General features: G+C 43.1%; 11 protein-coding genes and 8 tRNA genes. 14 read left to right on the forward strand and 5 right to left on the reverse strand.

Annotated features, from left to right (window positions below):
- Positions 1 to 161: 161 nt before the first annotated feature.
- Together J2S11_RS14630 and J2S11_RS14635 are read right to left on the reverse strand one after the other, a co-directional pair.
- Entirely contained in the window at positions 162 to 4,691 is a 4,530-nt protein-coding gene (locus J2S11_RS14630) for a glutamate synthase-related protein (protein ID WP_307395783.1), read from the reverse strand.
- A gap of 275 nt (positions 4,692 to 4,966) precedes the next feature.
- On the reverse strand, positions 4,967 to 6,262 hold the full coding sequence (locus J2S11_RS14635; RefSeq protein WP_307395784.1) for a glutamate-1-semialdehyde 2,1-aminomutase: 1,296 nt from the start codon (positions 6,260 to 6,262) through the stop codon (positions 4,967 to 4,969).
- Positions 6,263 to 6,549: 287 nt separating this feature from the next.
- On the opposite strand from J2S11_RS14635, the gene J2S11_RS14640 reads away from it, so the two are divergent.
- From J2S11_RS14640 to J2S11_RS14660, 5 genes are all read left to right on the forward strand, one after another.
- Positions 6,550 to 6,975: an ion channel gene (locus J2S11_RS14640; protein WP_307395804.1), complete on the forward strand. Its 426-nt coding sequence runs from the start codon at positions 6,550 to 6,552 to the stop codon at positions 6,973 to 6,975.
- 421 nt (positions 6,976 to 7,396) lie between these two features.
- Positions 7,397 to 7,702, forward strand: coding sequence for a cyclic-di-AMP receptor (locus J2S11_RS14645; protein ID WP_307395786.1), 306 nt, complete (start codon positions 7,397 to 7,399; stop codon positions 7,700 to 7,702).
- 83 nt (positions 7,703 to 7,785) lie between these two features.
- A complete protein-coding gene (perR, locus tag J2S11_RS14650) occupies positions 7,786 to 8,223 on the forward strand; it encodes a peroxide-responsive transcriptional repressor PerR (RefSeq protein ID WP_307395788.1) in 438 nt (145 codons plus the stop codon).
- A 224-nt stretch (positions 8,224 to 8,447) separates the two neighbouring features.
- A complete protein-coding gene (locus J2S11_RS14655) occupies positions 8,448 to 10,256 on the forward strand; it encodes a glycosyl hydrolase family 18 protein (protein WP_307395789.1) in 1,809 nt (602 codons plus the stop codon).
- A 170-nt stretch (positions 10,257 to 10,426) separates the two neighbouring features.
- Positions 10,427 to 10,987 carry a GNAT family N-acetyltransferase gene (locus J2S11_RS14660; protein ID WP_307395791.1) on the forward strand — a complete coding sequence of 187 codons (561 nt, stop codon included), beginning with the start codon at positions 10,427 to 10,429 and terminating at the stop codon, positions 10,985 to 10,987.
- A gap of 265 nt (positions 10,988 to 11,252) precedes the next feature.
- Here the strand turns inward: J2S11_RS14660 and J2S11_RS14665 are convergent, their stop codons facing one another.
- The 3 genes from J2S11_RS14665 to J2S11_RS14675 form a co-directional block, all read right to left on the reverse strand.
- Complete coding sequence (locus J2S11_RS14665; RefSeq protein WP_307395793.1) at positions 11,253 to 12,050, reverse strand: SDR family NAD(P)-dependent oxidoreductase; 798 nt, start codon at positions 12,048 to 12,050, stop codon at positions 11,253 to 11,255.
- Positions 12,051 to 12,143: 93 nt separating this feature from the next.
- On the reverse strand, positions 12,144 to 13,004 hold the full coding sequence (locus J2S11_RS14670) for a helix-turn-helix domain-containing protein (protein WP_307395795.1): 861 nt from the start codon (positions 13,002 to 13,004) through the stop codon (positions 12,144 to 12,146).
- Between the two features lie 243 nt (positions 13,005 to 13,247).
- Positions 13,248 to 13,574 (reverse strand): DUF2614 family zinc ribbon-containing protein, encoded by a 327-nt coding sequence (locus J2S11_RS14675; protein WP_307395797.1) that lies wholly within the window; start codon positions 13,572 to 13,574, stop codon positions 13,248 to 13,250.
- 240 nt (positions 13,575 to 13,814) lie between these two features.
- On the opposite strand from J2S11_RS14675, the gene J2S11_RS14680 reads away from it, so the two are divergent.
- The 9 genes from J2S11_RS14680 (at position 13,815) to J2S11_RS14720 (ending at position 15,719) form a co-directional block, all read left to right on the forward strand.
- Positions 13,815 to 14,690, forward strand: coding sequence for a nucleotidyltransferase-like protein (locus J2S11_RS14680; protein ID WP_307395798.1), 876 nt, complete (start codon positions 13,815 to 13,817; stop codon positions 14,688 to 14,690).
- A 78-nt stretch (positions 14,691 to 14,768) separates the two neighbouring features.
- Positions 14,769 to 14,844 (forward strand) — tRNA-Thr (locus J2S11_RS14685).
- Positions 14,845 to 14,860: 16 nt separating this feature from the next.
- Positions 14,861 to 14,936, forward strand: a tRNA-Lys gene (locus tag J2S11_RS14690).
- A 122-nt stretch (positions 14,937 to 15,058) separates the two neighbouring features.
- Positions 15,059 to 15,143: transfer RNA gene (locus J2S11_RS14695), tRNA-Leu, on the forward strand.
- A gap of 116 nt (positions 15,144 to 15,259) precedes the next feature.
- Positions 15,260 to 15,334 (forward strand) — tRNA-Gly (locus J2S11_RS14700).
- 6 nt (positions 15,335 to 15,340) lie between these two features.
- Positions 15,341 to 15,429, forward strand: a tRNA-Leu gene (locus J2S11_RS14705).
- Between the two features lie 10 nt (positions 15,430 to 15,439).
- Positions 15,440 to 15,516 (forward strand) — tRNA-Arg (locus J2S11_RS14710).
- Positions 15,517 to 15,519: 3 nt separating this feature from the next.
- Positions 15,520 to 15,596: transfer RNA gene (locus tag J2S11_RS14715), tRNA-Pro, on the forward strand.
- Positions 15,597 to 15,643: 47 nt separating this feature from the next.
- A tRNA-Ala gene (locus J2S11_RS14720) sits at positions 15,644 to 15,719 on the forward strand.
- Positions 15,720 to 16,157: the final 438 nt, after the last annotated feature.

The raw sequence follows: 16,157 nt of genomic DNA on the forward strand, positions 1-16,157 counted from the left end.
CCGAAATATGTCTGATGATCAAATGGTCATGGGGGAAAGATATCTTAAACCCAATAAGAATAAAATAGATTGATTAAAACCCTCATCAAAATAACAAGAAGAAGGGACTGCATTTTTCGCAGTCCCTTAATGACTAGTTCTGTTCATTGTTTGTGTTATTTCTATTCCGTTGAAACGGAAGGATCAGCCTGCTGCTTAATTGGTACTAGCTGGATAAAGTGCTCTGAGCAGGTATTTTTCAGCTCAAGAATTTGGGCTGCTTTTTCTTGCTGTCCTGTAGCTAATAGTTCCTCAATATATACACCAAGTAGCTCTGAGACGTCCTGCTTTCCTTTTTCCGATAAGGATTCAAGACTGATCTTAGCCGCCTTAGCAATTCTACGGTAAATGGCTGCTTCATCTAGACCATATTTTCGATCTAATCTTAGATACACGACTCCACCTGTCATCCCTGAACAAATCCAAGGGCCTGGATCTCCAAGGACGAGAGCACGTCCGTTGGTCATATATTCAAAGGCAAATCCTTTGATGTTGGCTCTTGCTCCGATTCCCCCAAGTTCATCCTGGAGAGGAGAAGTTACTTCGCCAGCAATAATGACATCTGCTCCGGATAAACGAATTCCTGCTCTAGAGTCGGCATTGCCTTGGACGATAAATAATCCCTTTTGAGCACCGTAACAGAAGCCTTTCCCCACAGATCCATTAATAAATTGCCCCACTTTGTTTTTAGCTTTCAGAATGCTTGTTACTCCACCGAAGGAGGTTTTTCCTACCCCGTCTTGAGCTCCACCCTGAACGCGAATATGAATGCCTTCAACATTAAAGGCGGCTAATCCATTTCCAGGTACAGACCCAGCATCAAAGTTTAGCTCTACCTTTGGTAAGGATAGATAACTGCCGTCTAGGCGATTTTTCACTCTTTCACCAGCGTAGCGACTACCTAGAACCCTCTGATCGGCGAGGACATCCGAGAAGTCACGAACAAGAGGCTGATCAAAGGAAACATATGGGTTGGATTCCACTTGATGTTCTGCTCCAGCAGCAAGAGCTAGCTTCTGCTCCTGCTTTTTCTCTACCTTCTGGAGCTTTGCAACCTTAGCTTGCTTTTCTTGAGCAGCTGCTAATAAAGCCGTTAAATCAAGCTTCTCCAATTCTCTAACCTGCTGCAGAAGATCAGAGCGTCCAACAAGCTCCTGAGCATGCTTGTAGCCTAACAACCCGGTCAAGCGCTGCAGCTCCTGACCAAACGTACTGAACATCGTTTTTAGCCCGCTAACAGCTAAATCAAGCTCTCTAGGAATAAAGCGTTTCAAGCCTTTTTCTGCCGCTTCATCCTGAGAATCAATTTGTGTAGCAATCCCTACATGACACGTATCAAGGTGACAGCCTCGACAAGCTGTACATCCAACAGCGATCATAGATAACGTTCCGAAGCCCACACGGTTTGCCCCTAACAGCATAACCTTTAAGGCATCAAGTGAGCTCTTAATTCCACCATCGCCCCAAACCTCAACTTGGTCACGCAATCCAGCTTCAATTAAGGCGTGATGAGCTAGCTTAACACCAAGCTCTACTGGCAGTCCGACATGCTGTAAGGCGTGAATACGAGCTGCTCCAGTGCCTCCGTCAAAGCCACTTAAGCTTACAACGTCAGCTCCAGCCTTTGCTATCCCCACAGAGATCGTCCCGATATTTGGAACGATAGGAACCTTTACAATCACCTTTGCTTCATGATTTGCTGTCTTAAGCTCTGTAATAATTTGAGCTAAATCCTCAATCGAGTAGATGTCGTGATTATTTGACGGGGAAATAAGGTCTGAGCCAATCGTAGCATTACGAGCTGCAGCAATTTTAGCTGTTACCTTAGAACCAGGAAGATGTCCGCCTTCGCCAGGCTTAGCTCCCTGACCAATTTTAATCTCAAGTAAATTGGAGGAGTTAGCCAGCTCTACATTTACCCCAAAGCGCCCAGACGCTACTTGTAGTCCTCTGGTACGAGGATATTTGCCAAGCATATCCTTAATTTCTCCACCCTCACCGTTGATACTGATCATATTCAGCTGTTCAGCTGCTTCAGCATAAGCACGGTATGCCGTTTCGTTCTGTGAACCAAAGGACATGGAGCTAATCACAAACGGTAAATCATGCTCACCGACACCTACACTGACGTCATCAGCGGAAACTGGAGAATTCTCTTGATTTGCTTTTTCAAAGTTGAGATCTGTAACGTGACGAATAGAAATAGGTGTCGCTTCCTCGATTTCAGCTACTTTTTCTGCGTATTCACTATAATCAAGCTCACCTTTAGCGATTTGACCAATCGGTTTCCATACACGAGGGAATATTCTAAACGTACGCCCAGCACGTGTTTTATCATCAGCAAAATCTAAAGCACGTTTGCGAGCATCCTCTTCTAGCTGCTCAAAACCTAGACCGATCTGCTCTGATCCACAGAAGGATACAACCTGCAGGAGATCCGCTATCTCTTGACGTAATCCAATCCCTGAGAAAATTCGATTGTAGCCTCGCAGCTCATGAATACCAATTGTTGATGTCACTTTTTCTAAGCCTTTATTAAGAGCAGAAAACAGATGACGAGCCCCGTCCGCATTTTCTGCCGAAGAGACCGTTGCAAATAGAAGATACGGATTAACGGCATTAGCTCCTAGACCACTGGCCACAGCAATATCATGGAGAGATCGAATCGCTGCTGAACGTAGAATAATACTCGTTTTTCTACGTAAAGAGATACCAAGCTCATTCCTTGTATGAACGAGATGCTGATCTATGGCTGACACGATTAAATGTGGATCAATCCATAAATGTCCGTCAGCATGAGACTTGCGATCATCTAGTATGAGAATCTGTGCTCCATCTATAACGGCAGAGGCAGCTTCCTGCTGTAGACGTTGAATCGCTTGAGCTAAGGATTCTTGACCCTCCTGACAGGTCACATCCAACGTGTGCACATGTCCTTCAAAGTAGGCGATCACTTGCTCATAGGAAAGCGTTTCTAGCTCAGGAGAAGCCGCTTCCCCCACTACACCTTCAAGGAGGATAGGAGAGTAGAGCTCAACTCGCTTATCCGTTTGTTGTTCTGAGCTTTCCTCCTCAATGACAGAGCGTGAGCCCAATACAACACGGGTAGAAAAATGCTCCATTTCTCGCTCTCTATCGATTGCTGGATTTGTCACAACCGCTACACTTTCCTTAAGGTAATCTGCGATATTCTGGCGTTCCTTCGTTAAAGCAGCTAGAGGACCGTCATGCCCTAGAGAGCGAACCGGGTCTGCCCCATTAGAAGCCATCTGCTCGGCGAGCTGAATATGGTCTCTGTCCCAGCCAAACGCTCCATACCATTGATCTGTAAAAATCAAATCTTCCTCAACATCTGTAGTCGAAGGTAGGGAAGGAACCTGGATCATTTTTCGAGAGTTATCAACCGCCTTGCGCTGTGTATAACGATCATAGACCTCCTCTTGTAGCTCGTGATGCTGGTAAACGACAACCATTCCATCCTGTAGCTTTACACCTACCTTTTCACCTGGAGCTAAGGATTTGGGCTCGGCAATCATTTCTGTTGCTGGTACAAGTCCTTGCTCTGAGGAGAAGAACAATTGCTCATCTGTTTCAACGACCCATAGGGGTCTTAAGCCTAGAGAGTCAATACTGAACACGCACTCATCTTGATAGCGCGAAACGATTCCTGCTGGTCCCTGAGCAAAGTGGCCCCATGTTTGACGAATGTCCACATAGAGATCCTGAAGCTTAGGGTTCAGATTCTTAATCTCATTAATAATAGGTGGGAAAACCATTTCTAATGCTTCAAATAAACTAAAATGATAACGATGGATTAACGTTTCAATCGTACGATTTAAATCCTGTGAGTCACTTCCTGCTGAATCCAAAGGTGCTCCAATCATTTGAGCCTCCTGGCGTAGCTGGTTCACCGTATTAATTTCACCGTTATGCCCTAGCAAACTAAAGGGCTGTACTCTGAAAAAGTTAGACAAGGTATTCGTAGAGTAACGATTGTGCCCGATAGATACAGTAGATTCAAACTGAGCATTACCTAAATCCTTAAAATACTTAGGTAAAATATTTGCAGCTCCCATCACCTTGTAGACACAAGATTGATTGTTTAATGAAGCGACATGAACGTCATACTTTTCCTCAATGCTAATCTGTAGCTCAAATAGAGAGTGGGCAACGCTAGTATGCCCTGATGAAGATAGAGATCCACTGATTTGCCAGAATAACGGCTCATCCTGCTTCCCATTAGGACCTAAAACAGAGGAATCCACTTGATTCTCTAATTCTAAGTATATGTTTGCTTGCTGAGTATCAAAGAGTTCACGAATCTCTTTCTGTGTTTGCCTTACATCAACATGTGTAGGAATAAACAGATGAGCAACAAAAAACTCCTCGGAGTAGACCAGATTAGCTGGCAAGTCGGCTTGTTCAAAACGTGTTGACCACAGTGAGCGTGGGATATCTGTTAACAGACCACAGCCATCACCTTCGCCATTAATGAAACCAGATCTATGCTCCATCTTAATCAGCGCGTCAACCGCGTTTAAAATGTTTTGGTGTGTGGGGGCGTTATCCTTATTCACAATCGCTACAATCCCACAGCTATCATGCTCTGCATGATGGAAGTTTTTAAATTCACTTGGTGTCCATTTTCTCATATCAACTGGTCAGCTGATCTGACCTTCACCTCCTGTTAGATTTATTGACAAGTAATTCAATAATAGCATGAAAATTCAGACCAAACAAGATAATATGACTGAATATTCAAATGTAAGCGTTTTTATACAAAGGAAACAAGCTATTTCAATTATATGAATGTATACACTATACAAGGATGAAAGCGCTTTTATAAAAAAATCTAAAAAATAATAAAACTACACTTCAACGATTTCTCGAAAAGGTGTAGTTTTTTAAACCATAAATGTTTCTCTTCTTAACGTCGAGACATGCCTTGGAAGACCTTGTCTACCGCTTCTAATGTTTCTCGAACGTCCTGCTCGGTATGTTTAATAGTAAGAAACCATGCTTCGTATTTTGATGGAGCGAGATTAATGCCGTGCATAAGCATTCCTTTAAAGAAGGTAGCAAACGCTTCTCCGTCACTCCGTTCTGCTTCTTCATAATTCGTTACTTGATCCACCCCAAAGTAAACGGTGAGGGCTCCACATAAGCGGTTGAGGCAGATGTGAATATCATGTTTTTGCGCTAATTCATTTATACCTTGCTCAAGCTTTTGACCAAGTTGATCTAGATAAGCATACGTATCCTTTTCCTGTAGAACCTCTAAACATGCAATTCCAGCAGAGATTGAAGCTGGATTTCCTGCCATTGTTCCAGCCTGATAAGCAGGACCTAACGGGGCAACCTGCTCCATAATTTCCTTACGACCGCCATACGCACCAATGGGTAGTCCACCACCAATGATTTTTCCGAGAACGGTCATGTCGGGCTCGACGCCAAGGAGATTCTGTGCTCCTCCATACTTAAAGCGAAAGGCAGAAATCACCTCATCATAAATAACAAGTGCTCCTGCGCTATGAGTTAGTTCATTCACCTGCTGCAGAAAATTAGCTTCAGGCTGAACGATACCAAAATTACCAACAATCGGCTCTACTAACACAGCAGCAATCTCTTGGCCCCAACGTTCTAATGCAGCCCTAAAGCTCTTTATGTCGTTAAAAGGAACCGTAATGACCTCGCTTGCAATGCTGCTAGGAACACCAGCACTATCAGGAATTCCTAAAGTAGAGGGACCTGATCCAGCCGCCACTAATACTAAATCGGAATGACCATGATAGCAGCCAGCAAACTTAATAATCTTATCCCTTTTCGTGTAGGCTCTAGCTACTCGAATGGTGGTCATTACTCCCTCTGTACCTGAATTCACAAAACGAATCTTTTCCATTGAAGGGATGGCTTCTCTAAGCATGGAAGCAAAGCGAACCTCAAGCTCAGTAGGTGTTCCATAAAGTGTCCCATTTTGAGCCGCCGTAGTTATAGCTGCAGTGATATGTGAATGGGCATGTCCTGTGATAATAGGCCCGTATGCCGCTAAATAATCAATGTACCGGTTTCCATCAACATCCCAAAAATAAGCACCGTCTGCCTTAGCCATAAAAACAGGGGCTCCTCCACTAACGGCTTTATAGGAGCGTGAAGGACTATTAACGCCTCCAACAATTACGTCCAACGCTTTCTCATATAGCTCTTCAGATGTAGAATGCTTCATTATGTAGTTCCTCCTCGGTTTATTATGTATTAATAATAATATTGAATGTTCATTAAAATAGGAATGGCCTTTTAGTTTAGCTATTCCCTCAGGACTTAGCTGTGATCCAGCTGACAAATTACAATTGTGCTAACGCCTTCTAATTAATATGCAAGCTAACGTAAGCTGCTAGTTTAAATGTTTACCATGTTTTTAGCATCAAAAGTATATCACGTTACCCACAGATATGTCATACATAAGCTGTCCTTCTTGCTCATACAATGACATAGAAGGGGGACAAGAGGGTGATGAAGCTTATTGTATATATCATATTGTTGCTTTGCATCGGTGTTATGACGATTAGCTTTACAAGACTTTTTCGTTTTAACACGGAACAATGTCCTGTGTTCTCTTGGACCCACTTTTTATTGTTAATCTGGGCTTATTTAATTTTGACCGTTGGTTTTTCTCTTATATATCTCAGTTTAGAGTTTCTAGGCAATCCGATTCTGGCCTTTAACTATAGTGTAACTCCCGGATCCATTTCATATATTGGCAACTTAATCTACTTTAGCTTGGTCACTATGCTGACGGTAGGCTATGGAGACATAACCCCCATAGGTCTGGGGAAATTTATTGCTAGTACCCAAGCGTTAATCGGGTACTTATTGCCAGCTGCTTTCTTAGCATCCGGTATAGCAAAATCAACACAAAAATGGAGTCGATCGGGATAAATGTGGATTTTTTATTAGACTAGGTAAAGGTCTATACCTTGGCTACTTCTCGGCATAAACTAAAAGTGGGAATAACGATTACCTCCTCCATTTGTGACACGTTCATGTTGAACGTGTCTTTTTTTGCAGGTGAGTAATTTTGATTAAGTTAAATAGACAATTGAAAGACGCCGTCTACACACATGAAAATGGGGTGAAATGGAGTCTTCGCTGTAGAACTCCTTTGGAACAGCCTCATTTAGCATAGAGTGATATACTTTGGGGAACGATGCAGAGTAAGGTACATAATATGAGTAAGAAGCGTGGTTTTGCAAGGTTTGAAATGCTGATTTGCAAGATTCGGAGTGCGGATTTGCAGGAATTTTTGTCCTCGATGGAGAAGAATAAGGCAGAATAAAAATAGAAAGGGGGAGACGGTAGCATGAAGCTTATGATTTGCATCACGAATAAGAAGTATGGCTCTAGCTTAATTAAGACTCTAGGTAAAAATGGATATGGAGTAACAAAGCTGGCAAGCACGGGTGGCTTTTTAAAGGAAGGGAACGATACACTACTGATTGGTGTAGGTAATCAAGATGTTAGTGAATTGAAACAGTTAATGAAGGCTTCAGTGGAGGAGCTAGAGAAACAGAAAGGCTGGAAGCCTAAAGAACATCGTTTCACCTCTTTTGTGATCAATGGACAGAATTTTTTGCCCTTGCTCCACAAGAATAAGCATAACGATTGACAATTTAGCTCCTGATAGCTAAACTTATTTATAAACATTATAAAGTAATAATAAATTCACCTTAAGATTGGAGGGATATGGACATGACAAATCATTTGGGTCTGGCCATGGATAAGTTGAAAGCCACTGGTGTCAGAATGACTCCTCAGCGTCATGCCATATTAGCCTATTTATTTGAAACGATGGAGCACCCCACGGCGGATGATATTTATAAAGCGCTTGAGGAGAAGTTTCCAAGCATGAGTGTAGCTACGGTTTACAACAATCTACGCCTTTTTAAAGAAGCGCATCTGGTTCGTGAGCTAACTTATGGCGATGCTTCTAGCCGATTTGATGCCAATGTTTCTGATCACTACCATGCGATTTGTCGCCAATGTGGTAAAATTGCTGATTTCGATTATCCTTTTTTGGATGAGATTCAAACAGCGGCTACAAAGGAAACTGGTTTTCAGGTAGATTCCCATCGCTTAGAAGTTTATGGCTTATGTGAAGAGTGTCATTCCGTAAGAAAGGCTAATTAATTCAATATCACATACAGCTTAGAAAAGCTGATAACATTCCTATCTTGAACCCACATCTAGTGAAGGATTTCCCATCTCTAGAGGGATTCGAGATAGGCTTTTTTATTTTTTTGATTCATTGCCTAATATTTTGCTCCATTCGTACATGTCAAAAAAAATTCATTTCCCCATTTCCTCCAAACATTGCTACAATTAAAGGTGAGAAAGAGAGGGGGAAACGAACGTTGCAGGTTGAAAAGCTTCCATCACGAAAAGCAAAAAAATCCTCAGTCAGCTTCAAATTATTCCTTGCCCTGCTTATCGCTTTGTTTTTAACGGCAAGTATCCTTATTCTGTACATCGTTATCCAACAGGTTAAGGTGAATGATGAAAGGGTGCTCCCGTACCCGGAGCCGGAGCTGCATGACGAACTGGGGACCTTTTATCCCGTAATTTATCAAGGTGTCTTAGAGGAAGACAAAGTGTTGCATCAAGGAGAAGAGTTTTACATTCCTTTAGACATGCTTGTTACTTATATTGATCCAACGCTACATTATGATGCTGGGGAGCAGGTTTTAATACTTACCACAGAGCATAATGTTATTACGTTAAAGAGCAACGCTTTAACTAACGAAATTAAAGGGGAGACAACAGAGCTCCAATTTCCTATTTTAGAGGCTGATGGTGAGGTCTATGTTCCATATTCTCCGTTTACCGACGTTTATCCATTTTCGTTTACTTTACATGAGCAGACCAATGTTCTTGAGCTTCGCTCTAATTTGCATGTCCCTGTTCAGGGCAGAGCCTATGCTCCGGTGGCTGAAGGCAAAGAGCCAGAATATGTGTATGTACGGACGGAGCCTACTGTCGAAGCTCCATACGTTGAGGCTCTTGCTCATGACACAGAAATTGAAATGATTACAGAACAGAGTGGTTGGTACTATGTTCAAACAGAAGCGGGAGCATTAGGCTTTGTTCCTAAAGAAGATGCTGTTTTTACAGGAATCATGAAGCTTCCAATTGCAGATTTAAGTGGTTCAGGCTTTGATGGAGATAAGGAGTCCTTCCAAGCGTGGAATCCGATTGGCTCTAAAATTAATATGACTTGGGAGCATGTGGTCAGCCGAACTCCGAATCCTGACAACATCGATCCTATGCCCGGAGTTAATGTAGTATCTCCGACATGGTTCCATTTTCAAGATGAGGATGGTAGCTTAAGCAATTTCGCGGATAAAAGCTATGTGGATTGGGCTCACCAGCAAGGCTATCAGGTGTGGGCGTTGGTGACGAATGAGTTTGATCCTGATCTAACGACTACCATTTTATCTAGCTATGAGAAACGAAGGAATGTGATTCGTCAGCTTGTTTACTTTTCTGAGCTATACGATCTTGACGGAATTAACATCGATTTTGAAAATGTGTACTTAGCCGATAAAGAAAATGTAGTCCAGTTTATGAGGGAGCTTACCCCTTACATGCATGATTTAGGTTTGGTTGTATCTATCGACGTAACAATCAAATCAACAAGTGAAATGTGGTCTATGTTTCTTGATCGACCAGCGTTAGGAGAAATCGTAGATTACATGATGATCATGACCTATGATGAGCACTGGGGATCAAGTCCAGTAGCTGGCTCAGTAGCCTCCCTCCCTTGGGTTGAAAATGGTCTGCGAGGAGTCTTAGAAGAAGTGCCTAATGAGAAGGTGCTTTTAGGGATTCCTTTCTATACAAGGCTATGGAAGGAAGAACAGGGCGAAGACGGTCAAACAAAGGTCAGTTCAAGAGCTTTCTCCATGTCTGGAATCGAAAATTGGATGGCTGAAAGAGATGTTGATTTTACGTTTGATGAGGCAACCGGTCAGCATTATGCCGAATATGAGGATACAGAAGAGAAGGCTGTCTACAAAATATGGCTAGAGGATGAGCGCTCCGTTGCTCAGCGGATCGAGCTGGTGCACAAATATGATTTAGCTGGTGTGGCGTCTTGGCGTAGAGGCTTTGAAAAGCCAGTGATCTGGGAAGTGATTGAAGAGGGGTTACATTCTGTTCAATAAAATGCACCCTGTTACAATAGTCTCTAATCGGGAGTATTCCTACGATTAGAGACTTTTTTAATGAAAGCTATTATGGTAAGAATAATTCTAATCGTTCTCTACCTAGAGTGCAGATATCCTTACCGTTATAGTTGAAGAAGGATTTCTGTTTAAAATAAAGGAGTGAAAACATGAATAAAAGAAAACCGAAGGGGCTGGAAGGAGAACTTGTCTATTTAAGTCCAGTTAGTAGCGAAGACGCCAATCTATACTATGATGAACTATTTGATCCAGAGGCTAGAAAGCTAACAGGAACTAAAGTTCTTTTTACATTTGACCAGGTAGTCCAATACTTGAAAGATAGATCCATGAGTTCAACTTCCGTCCTATGCTTTATTGTCTTGCAAAAAAACGATGAAATTATTGGTGACATCGCTCTCCAAGATATTGACACAACGAACCGTAGTGGTGGGATACGGATTAGTATTAACAAACATAATCATCAGGGACGGGGGTACGGAACAGAAGCTTTAAAGCTTATGCTTGATTATGGCTTTGGGCAGCTGAACCTTCATAGGATTGAGCTAACGGTTTATGATTACAATGAAAGAGCGATTCATGTTTATGAAAAAGTTGGCTTTAAAGTTGAAGGTAGGTTAAGAGATGCTTTGTATTATGATCACGCCTATCATGACACTATTTTTATGAGTATCTTGGAGGATGAATTTAGACAGCTCTATAAGCAAACTTAGTCCAGTCATATGCTTAACGGACTGCCATCCTGTTGTTACAATAGTTACAACACAACGCAAGGGGACTATACACGGTACACTTTGACACAAACGACTAATCAATTTGTTCATAGAGTATTGTATGGGATTAGTTTAGTTCAGGTAGAATTGCAAGAGAACGAAAACAAGGCAGCTTTTATGTTAAGCGCCTTGTTTTTCTTAGCTTCATAAATCTCCTCTGTTTTATGTATCCTAAAAGCTAATGGTATTTAGCCACTTACATCCTTCAGTTTGCTTTTGGGCGCGATACGCGTTCCATGATCAGAGCTACTCTGGGGCGAGGAAGAAAACGACCCATCTGGGCAGCCATGTAATTGTTGCGTCCGTCGACGATATAACTGCTTCCCCGGTCGATTCCACGAAACCCAGCTTGTACCACGCTCTCCGGGGCGGATAACGCGCTGCCTGCCGCCATGTCATGGCTGCCAACCGCATCGAAAAAGCCTGTATCAGTTGCCCCAGGGCACAGGGCAAGCACGCGGACACCGCGTCCGCGGGTTTCTGCCCATAGCGCTTCGGAGAAGGACAGCACGAACGCTTTGGTGGCACCGTAAACGGCCGAGTAGGCGCAAGGCACAAACGCTGCCATCGAAGCCACGTTTACGACGATTCCATCCTTGCGCTTAAGCATGCCGGGTAGAAAATGATGCGTCAGGTCGACAAGCGCAGCGGTGTTCAGCATAATCTCTGCCTGCTCGCGCTCCGGGTCCATATCCTCAAAGCGACCATACGTACCAATGCCGGCATTGTTGATGAGAATATCAACCGTCAGGCCAAGTTCGGCGATGGATTCCGCCAGTTGTCGTGGGCTACCAGCTTTGGACAAGTCGCTGGGCAGGGCATACGCCTGTACGAGATGCTTGCTCTTGATTTCGTCAGCCAACGCTTCCAGCTTATCTTTGGAACGTGCGACCAGTACAATATGACAGCCTCGTGCCGCCAACTCTATGGCATACGCCTTTCCGATTCCAGAGGAAGCGCCGGTGACCACAGCCAGCTTGCCTTGATATTGATATTGGTTCATGAAAAAACCCCCTTGTCGTTGAATGTCTTGATCATACCAACGACAGGAGGGGGATAACCACAGTGTATTCATACTAGTAATAGAACTAACAGGCTAAGATTGCGCTGACAATTTGCTGTCTTGTGCCAGCAGGAGTGCCAGTCTCTCCTCTGTGCCCGAACTTGGAGTCGGAACAAAAAAGCACCATTGCAGTCCAGGATCGTTGTCGATGGGTGCACAATGGAGTGTAAACGCCAGCTCTTGTCCGCCGGGAAGGCGATAACGAATCGGGATCGTGCTTTTTTGCCTAATTTCATGCTGATCCCACAAACGTACGAAGTCCTCACTGTTCCGTTTCAAACGGTCCAATCGTTCCGTGTACGACGGGTTGTCTTTGTGGCGATCGAAGCTTGCCCGGGTCAATGCCGTCATGTAACGAGCAAAGTCTTCCCAATTGACCAACCTTTTTCGGTACTCCGAATCCAGAAACGACAGCATCACCATGTTTCGTTCACTTTCCGGTAGGCGGCCGAAATCCGCAACAACGAGCTCTGCCCCCCGATTCCAGGCAATCAAATCGGCAACCTCATTCGCGATAAAAGAAGGATAACGCAATTGATTTACAAGGCTTTGTAGAAAACTGGCATCGGCTTCTTCTGGTTTCGGTGTCTTACTGGTACTAACTGGATTGTGTGTGGCTAGGTCGAACAAGTGCTTCCGCTCGTCCTCGTCCAGTTGGAGTGCTTGGCTGATATGGGACAACACCTCAAGGGAAGGGTTTCTCTCTCTGCCCTGCTCCAACCAGGTATAGTAAGTTACACTCACATTGGCCAGATAGGCGACTTCTTCCCTTCGAAGTCCTGGGGTACGCCTTCGCCCAGGGAATGACTTGATCCCTGCTTCTTCAGGCTGAAGCCGATATCGACGCGATTTAATGAATTCTCCCAATGCGGATGAAGTATGACGATTTTCCATACAACCCATGTCTCCTTTTTTTCGTCCGATATTCTTAATCAATTATAGTAATTCAATGATAATTTTTCTTCTCCTTCTTTAAAAAAAAGATTCCTATATCAAAAATAGAGGTGATCAGACTTTATTTGCGAAAAAAAACAGCATAGCATCTTCTCAGGTGATTTGGAAGGTGCATATAACTGTTTTGTTCTCTTAGCATTCAATAATTCCAGCGTTCATTTGAATCTTCTTTTTATAAAATCACTATGCCTGATCTGAATGGTTATCGGTTGCCAGGCTTCTATCTACAGTAAGCTTCTGCTTACAATGCATACAGGCATCAACTTTTCCCAACATTTTCGTCGGTTTTTCACAATTGGGACAGGTGATATAAGCTGATTTGGCGGAAAGAAATCCGATCCAGAAATAAACAACCGTACTCAACAACACCATGAGTAGTCCAAGTCCCATAAATAACCCTGATATAAGGGGAGAATTTGTTAGAAATGAACCATACGTAACAATAATCCCACCAAAAACTAATCCTAAAGCAAACGAGCGGATTAGATTAATTTTTCCCTTCTTAAACATCGTACATTCCTCCTTGAAACCATAGTATAGCATACTTGGCTCAATGAAAAGCAGAGATAAATTCGAAACATTTATGTCGAAAGAAAAAGACGTTAATGAAGAAATCTGTAGAATAACTTTTAGAAATGAAAAGGATTTCTTAGCAGATGTGTAGAACTTAAATTCTATGTTAACAATGTCTTAGCATTATAAACAAAAATAAACAAAATTAAATTTAAGGCTGAAGGATTGGTGGATAAGATGGATAATCAACTGCGAAGCTTATATCAGGAACGCTCAAGAGAAAGCGACACGCTAGGAATCCTGCTCATTCAAAAAAAAGAAGCAATGAGCCCTCTCACAGACGGCTTTGATGCCATCCTCTTAGTGATTTCTCAAAACATACAAGAGCAATGGTATGTACACCATTACCGTCATGAGGAACAAAGAACACAGGTCATCACCGTTAACAAAGAAGAGCTTAATACTTGGCTAGCAGCAGGCAGTAACCGTCGTGCTGTGGAATGGATCCTGCAAGGGAAAATTTTGTTTGACCGTAATGAATATATTTCATCTATAAAAGACAGGCTTGAAGCCTTTCCTTTTGAGCTTAGAAAGAAGAGGCTATGTATTGAGTTTGCTCATCTTATTCGTAGGTATCAGGAGGGCAAGGATCTTTATTTGGCTGGTCATTATTTAGATGCTTTTAATCATATACTTCATGCTTTGCATCATTGGGCTAGACTCGCTGTTATTGAGAATGGCTTTCACCCTGAGCTTACATTATGGAGACAGGTTAAAAGTATTGATGCCGAAGTCTATAAGCTTTATGATGAACTGGTGAGTGGTGAAGAATCTCTGGAGAAAAAAATTGATCTGTTACTTATTGCTAGTGAATTTTCCTTGGCTTCAAAAACAAACCTAGCTTGTACACATCTTATTGAAGTTATGGATAAGAAGGTCACTCCTTGGGAAATTCAAGAGCTTCTTATTGAAACAGATCTTGTGGAGTATTCCTTTGATCTGAGTATCCTTCTTGAGCATCTTATTAAAAAACAAATTGTGAAGGAAGTACACATAGAAAGCCAAACAGGTGATTTTTATTTAAGGGCGTATCAAGTTGTAAAACCTTCTTAAAAAAAGCTATTGCTTTTCAAAAGTAGACGTGTTAAGATATCACTTGTCCTCATAAAAATGAGACGATAAAAAACATGTGCCGGTGTAGCTCAACTGGTAGAGCAACTGACTTGTAATCAGTAGGTTGGGGGTTCAAGTCCTCTCGCCGGCACCAGATTTTTTTAAAGCATGAGCCATTAGCTCAGTTGGTAGAGCATCTGACTTTTAATCAGAGGGTCGAAGGTTCGAGTCCTTCATGGCTCACCATTTACAAAGCAGCGTAAGCAGGACTCTTCTTACAGGTTCCCTCGTATTGATTGAATAAGGGAAGGTAAGGAAACGAGACTAGCTGACGCGTCGGAGTCCTTCATGGCTCACGACCATAACATGCGGGTGTGGCGGAATTGGCAGACGCACTAGACTTAGGATCTAGCGCCTTACGGCGTGGGGGTTCGACTCCCTTCACCCGCACCATTATTATCTAGCGATACTACGTTGATTTACTTCATAGCGAGCGTAAACCGTTGTACCTAGCGAAGCGGTCAGGTGCACCATTACAATTTAAACTGAATACAGTGTATACGTGACATGCGGAAATAGCTCAGTGGTAGAGCGTCGCCTTGCCAAGGCGAAGGTCGCGGGTTCGACCCCCGTTTTCCGCTCCATCGTATGCCGGGGTGGTGGAATTGGCAGACACACAGGACTTAAAATCCTGCGGTTGGTGACAATCGTGCCGGTTCAAGTCCGGCCCTCGGCACCATTATAAGGATGTGCCCTTAGCTCAGCTGGATAGAGCGTTTGACTACGAATCAAAAGGTCGGGAGTTCGAATCTCTCAGGGCACGCCATCTCGGGAAGTGGCTCAGCTTGGTAGAGCACCTGGTTTGGGACCAGGGGGTCGCAGGTTCAAATCCTGTCTTCCCGACCATCTTTTTTCACTCAAGCTCGTTAGAGCTAGGGAGGAAAATAGACTATGGGGCCATAGCTCAGCTGGGAGAGCGCCTGCCTTGCACGCAGGAGGTCAGCGGTTCGATCCCGCTTGGCTCCACCAAAAAAAGTTTTTAAAAAAGTTGTTGACTAGGCATTGTGATTCGTGATAAGATGAATCTTGTCGCTGCTGAGACAGCAACATACTAAATGACATGAAACACATGTTGAATAAGCCAAGCCCATCAAAGGGTGAAGCAAAAAAATGAATCGTCGACTAAAAGCATCACGTCCTGTGATAACGTCGACACTAGCACCTTCTATAAGGAAGGCCTACTAATACTCAACGTCCTGTTGAAACGTAGGCATTTGTGCATACTGCAATTCAGAACCTTGAAAACTGAACAAAGAATAGCCAAGCGTAAAAAAATCTGTTGCTTGCCTTCCTTTCGAGGAAACAAGGAACGGGTCCAATTCTTTTGAATGAACAACGTAATGAGAGCTTATTTCAAGCTATTTCATAAAACTTTTATGGAGAGTTTGATCCTGGCTCAGGACGAAC

The sequence above is a fragment of the Bacillus horti genome (assembly GCF_030813115.1).
GTDB classification, from domain to species: domain Bacteria; phylum Bacillota; class Bacilli; order Caldalkalibacillales; family JCM-10596; genus Bacillus_CH; species Bacillus_CH horti.

Coding starts and splice junctions, on each gene's coding strand:
- J2S11_RS14630 (WP_307395783.1), bottom strand. CDS start 4,691: ATGAGAAAATGGACACCAAGTGAATTTAAAAACTTCCATCATGCAGAG.
- J2S11_RS14635 (WP_307395784.1), bottom strand. CDS start 6,262: ATGAAGCATTCTACATCTGAAGAGCTATATGAGAAAGCGTTGGACGTA.
- J2S11_RS14640 (WP_307395804.1), top strand. CDS start 6,550: ATGAAGCTTATTGTATATATCATATTGTTGCTTTGCATCGGTGTTATG.
- J2S11_RS14645 (WP_307395786.1), top strand. CDS start 7,397: ATGAAGCTTATGATTTGCATCACGAATAAGAAGTATGGCTCTAGCTTA.
- perR (WP_307395788.1), top strand. CDS start 7,786: ATGACAAATCATTTGGGTCTGGCCATGGATAAGTTGAAAGCCACTGGT.
- J2S11_RS14660 (WP_307395791.1), top strand. CDS start 10,427: ATGAATAAAAGAAAACCGAAGGGGCTGGAAGGAGAACTTGTCTATTTA.
- J2S11_RS14665 (WP_307395793.1), bottom strand. CDS start 12,050: ATGAACCAATATCAATATCAAGGCAAGCTGGCTGTGGTCACCGGCGCT.
- J2S11_RS14670 (WP_307395795.1), bottom strand. CDS start 13,004: ATGGAAAATCGTCATACTTCATCCGCATTGGGAGAATTCATTAAATCG.
- J2S11_RS14675 (WP_307395797.1), bottom strand. CDS start 13,574: ATGTTTAAGAAGGGAAAAATTAATCTAATCCGCTCGTTTGCTTTAGGA.
- J2S11_RS14680 (WP_307395798.1), top strand. CDS start 13,815: ATGGATAATCAACTGCGAAGCTTATATCAGGAACGCTCAAGAGAAAGC.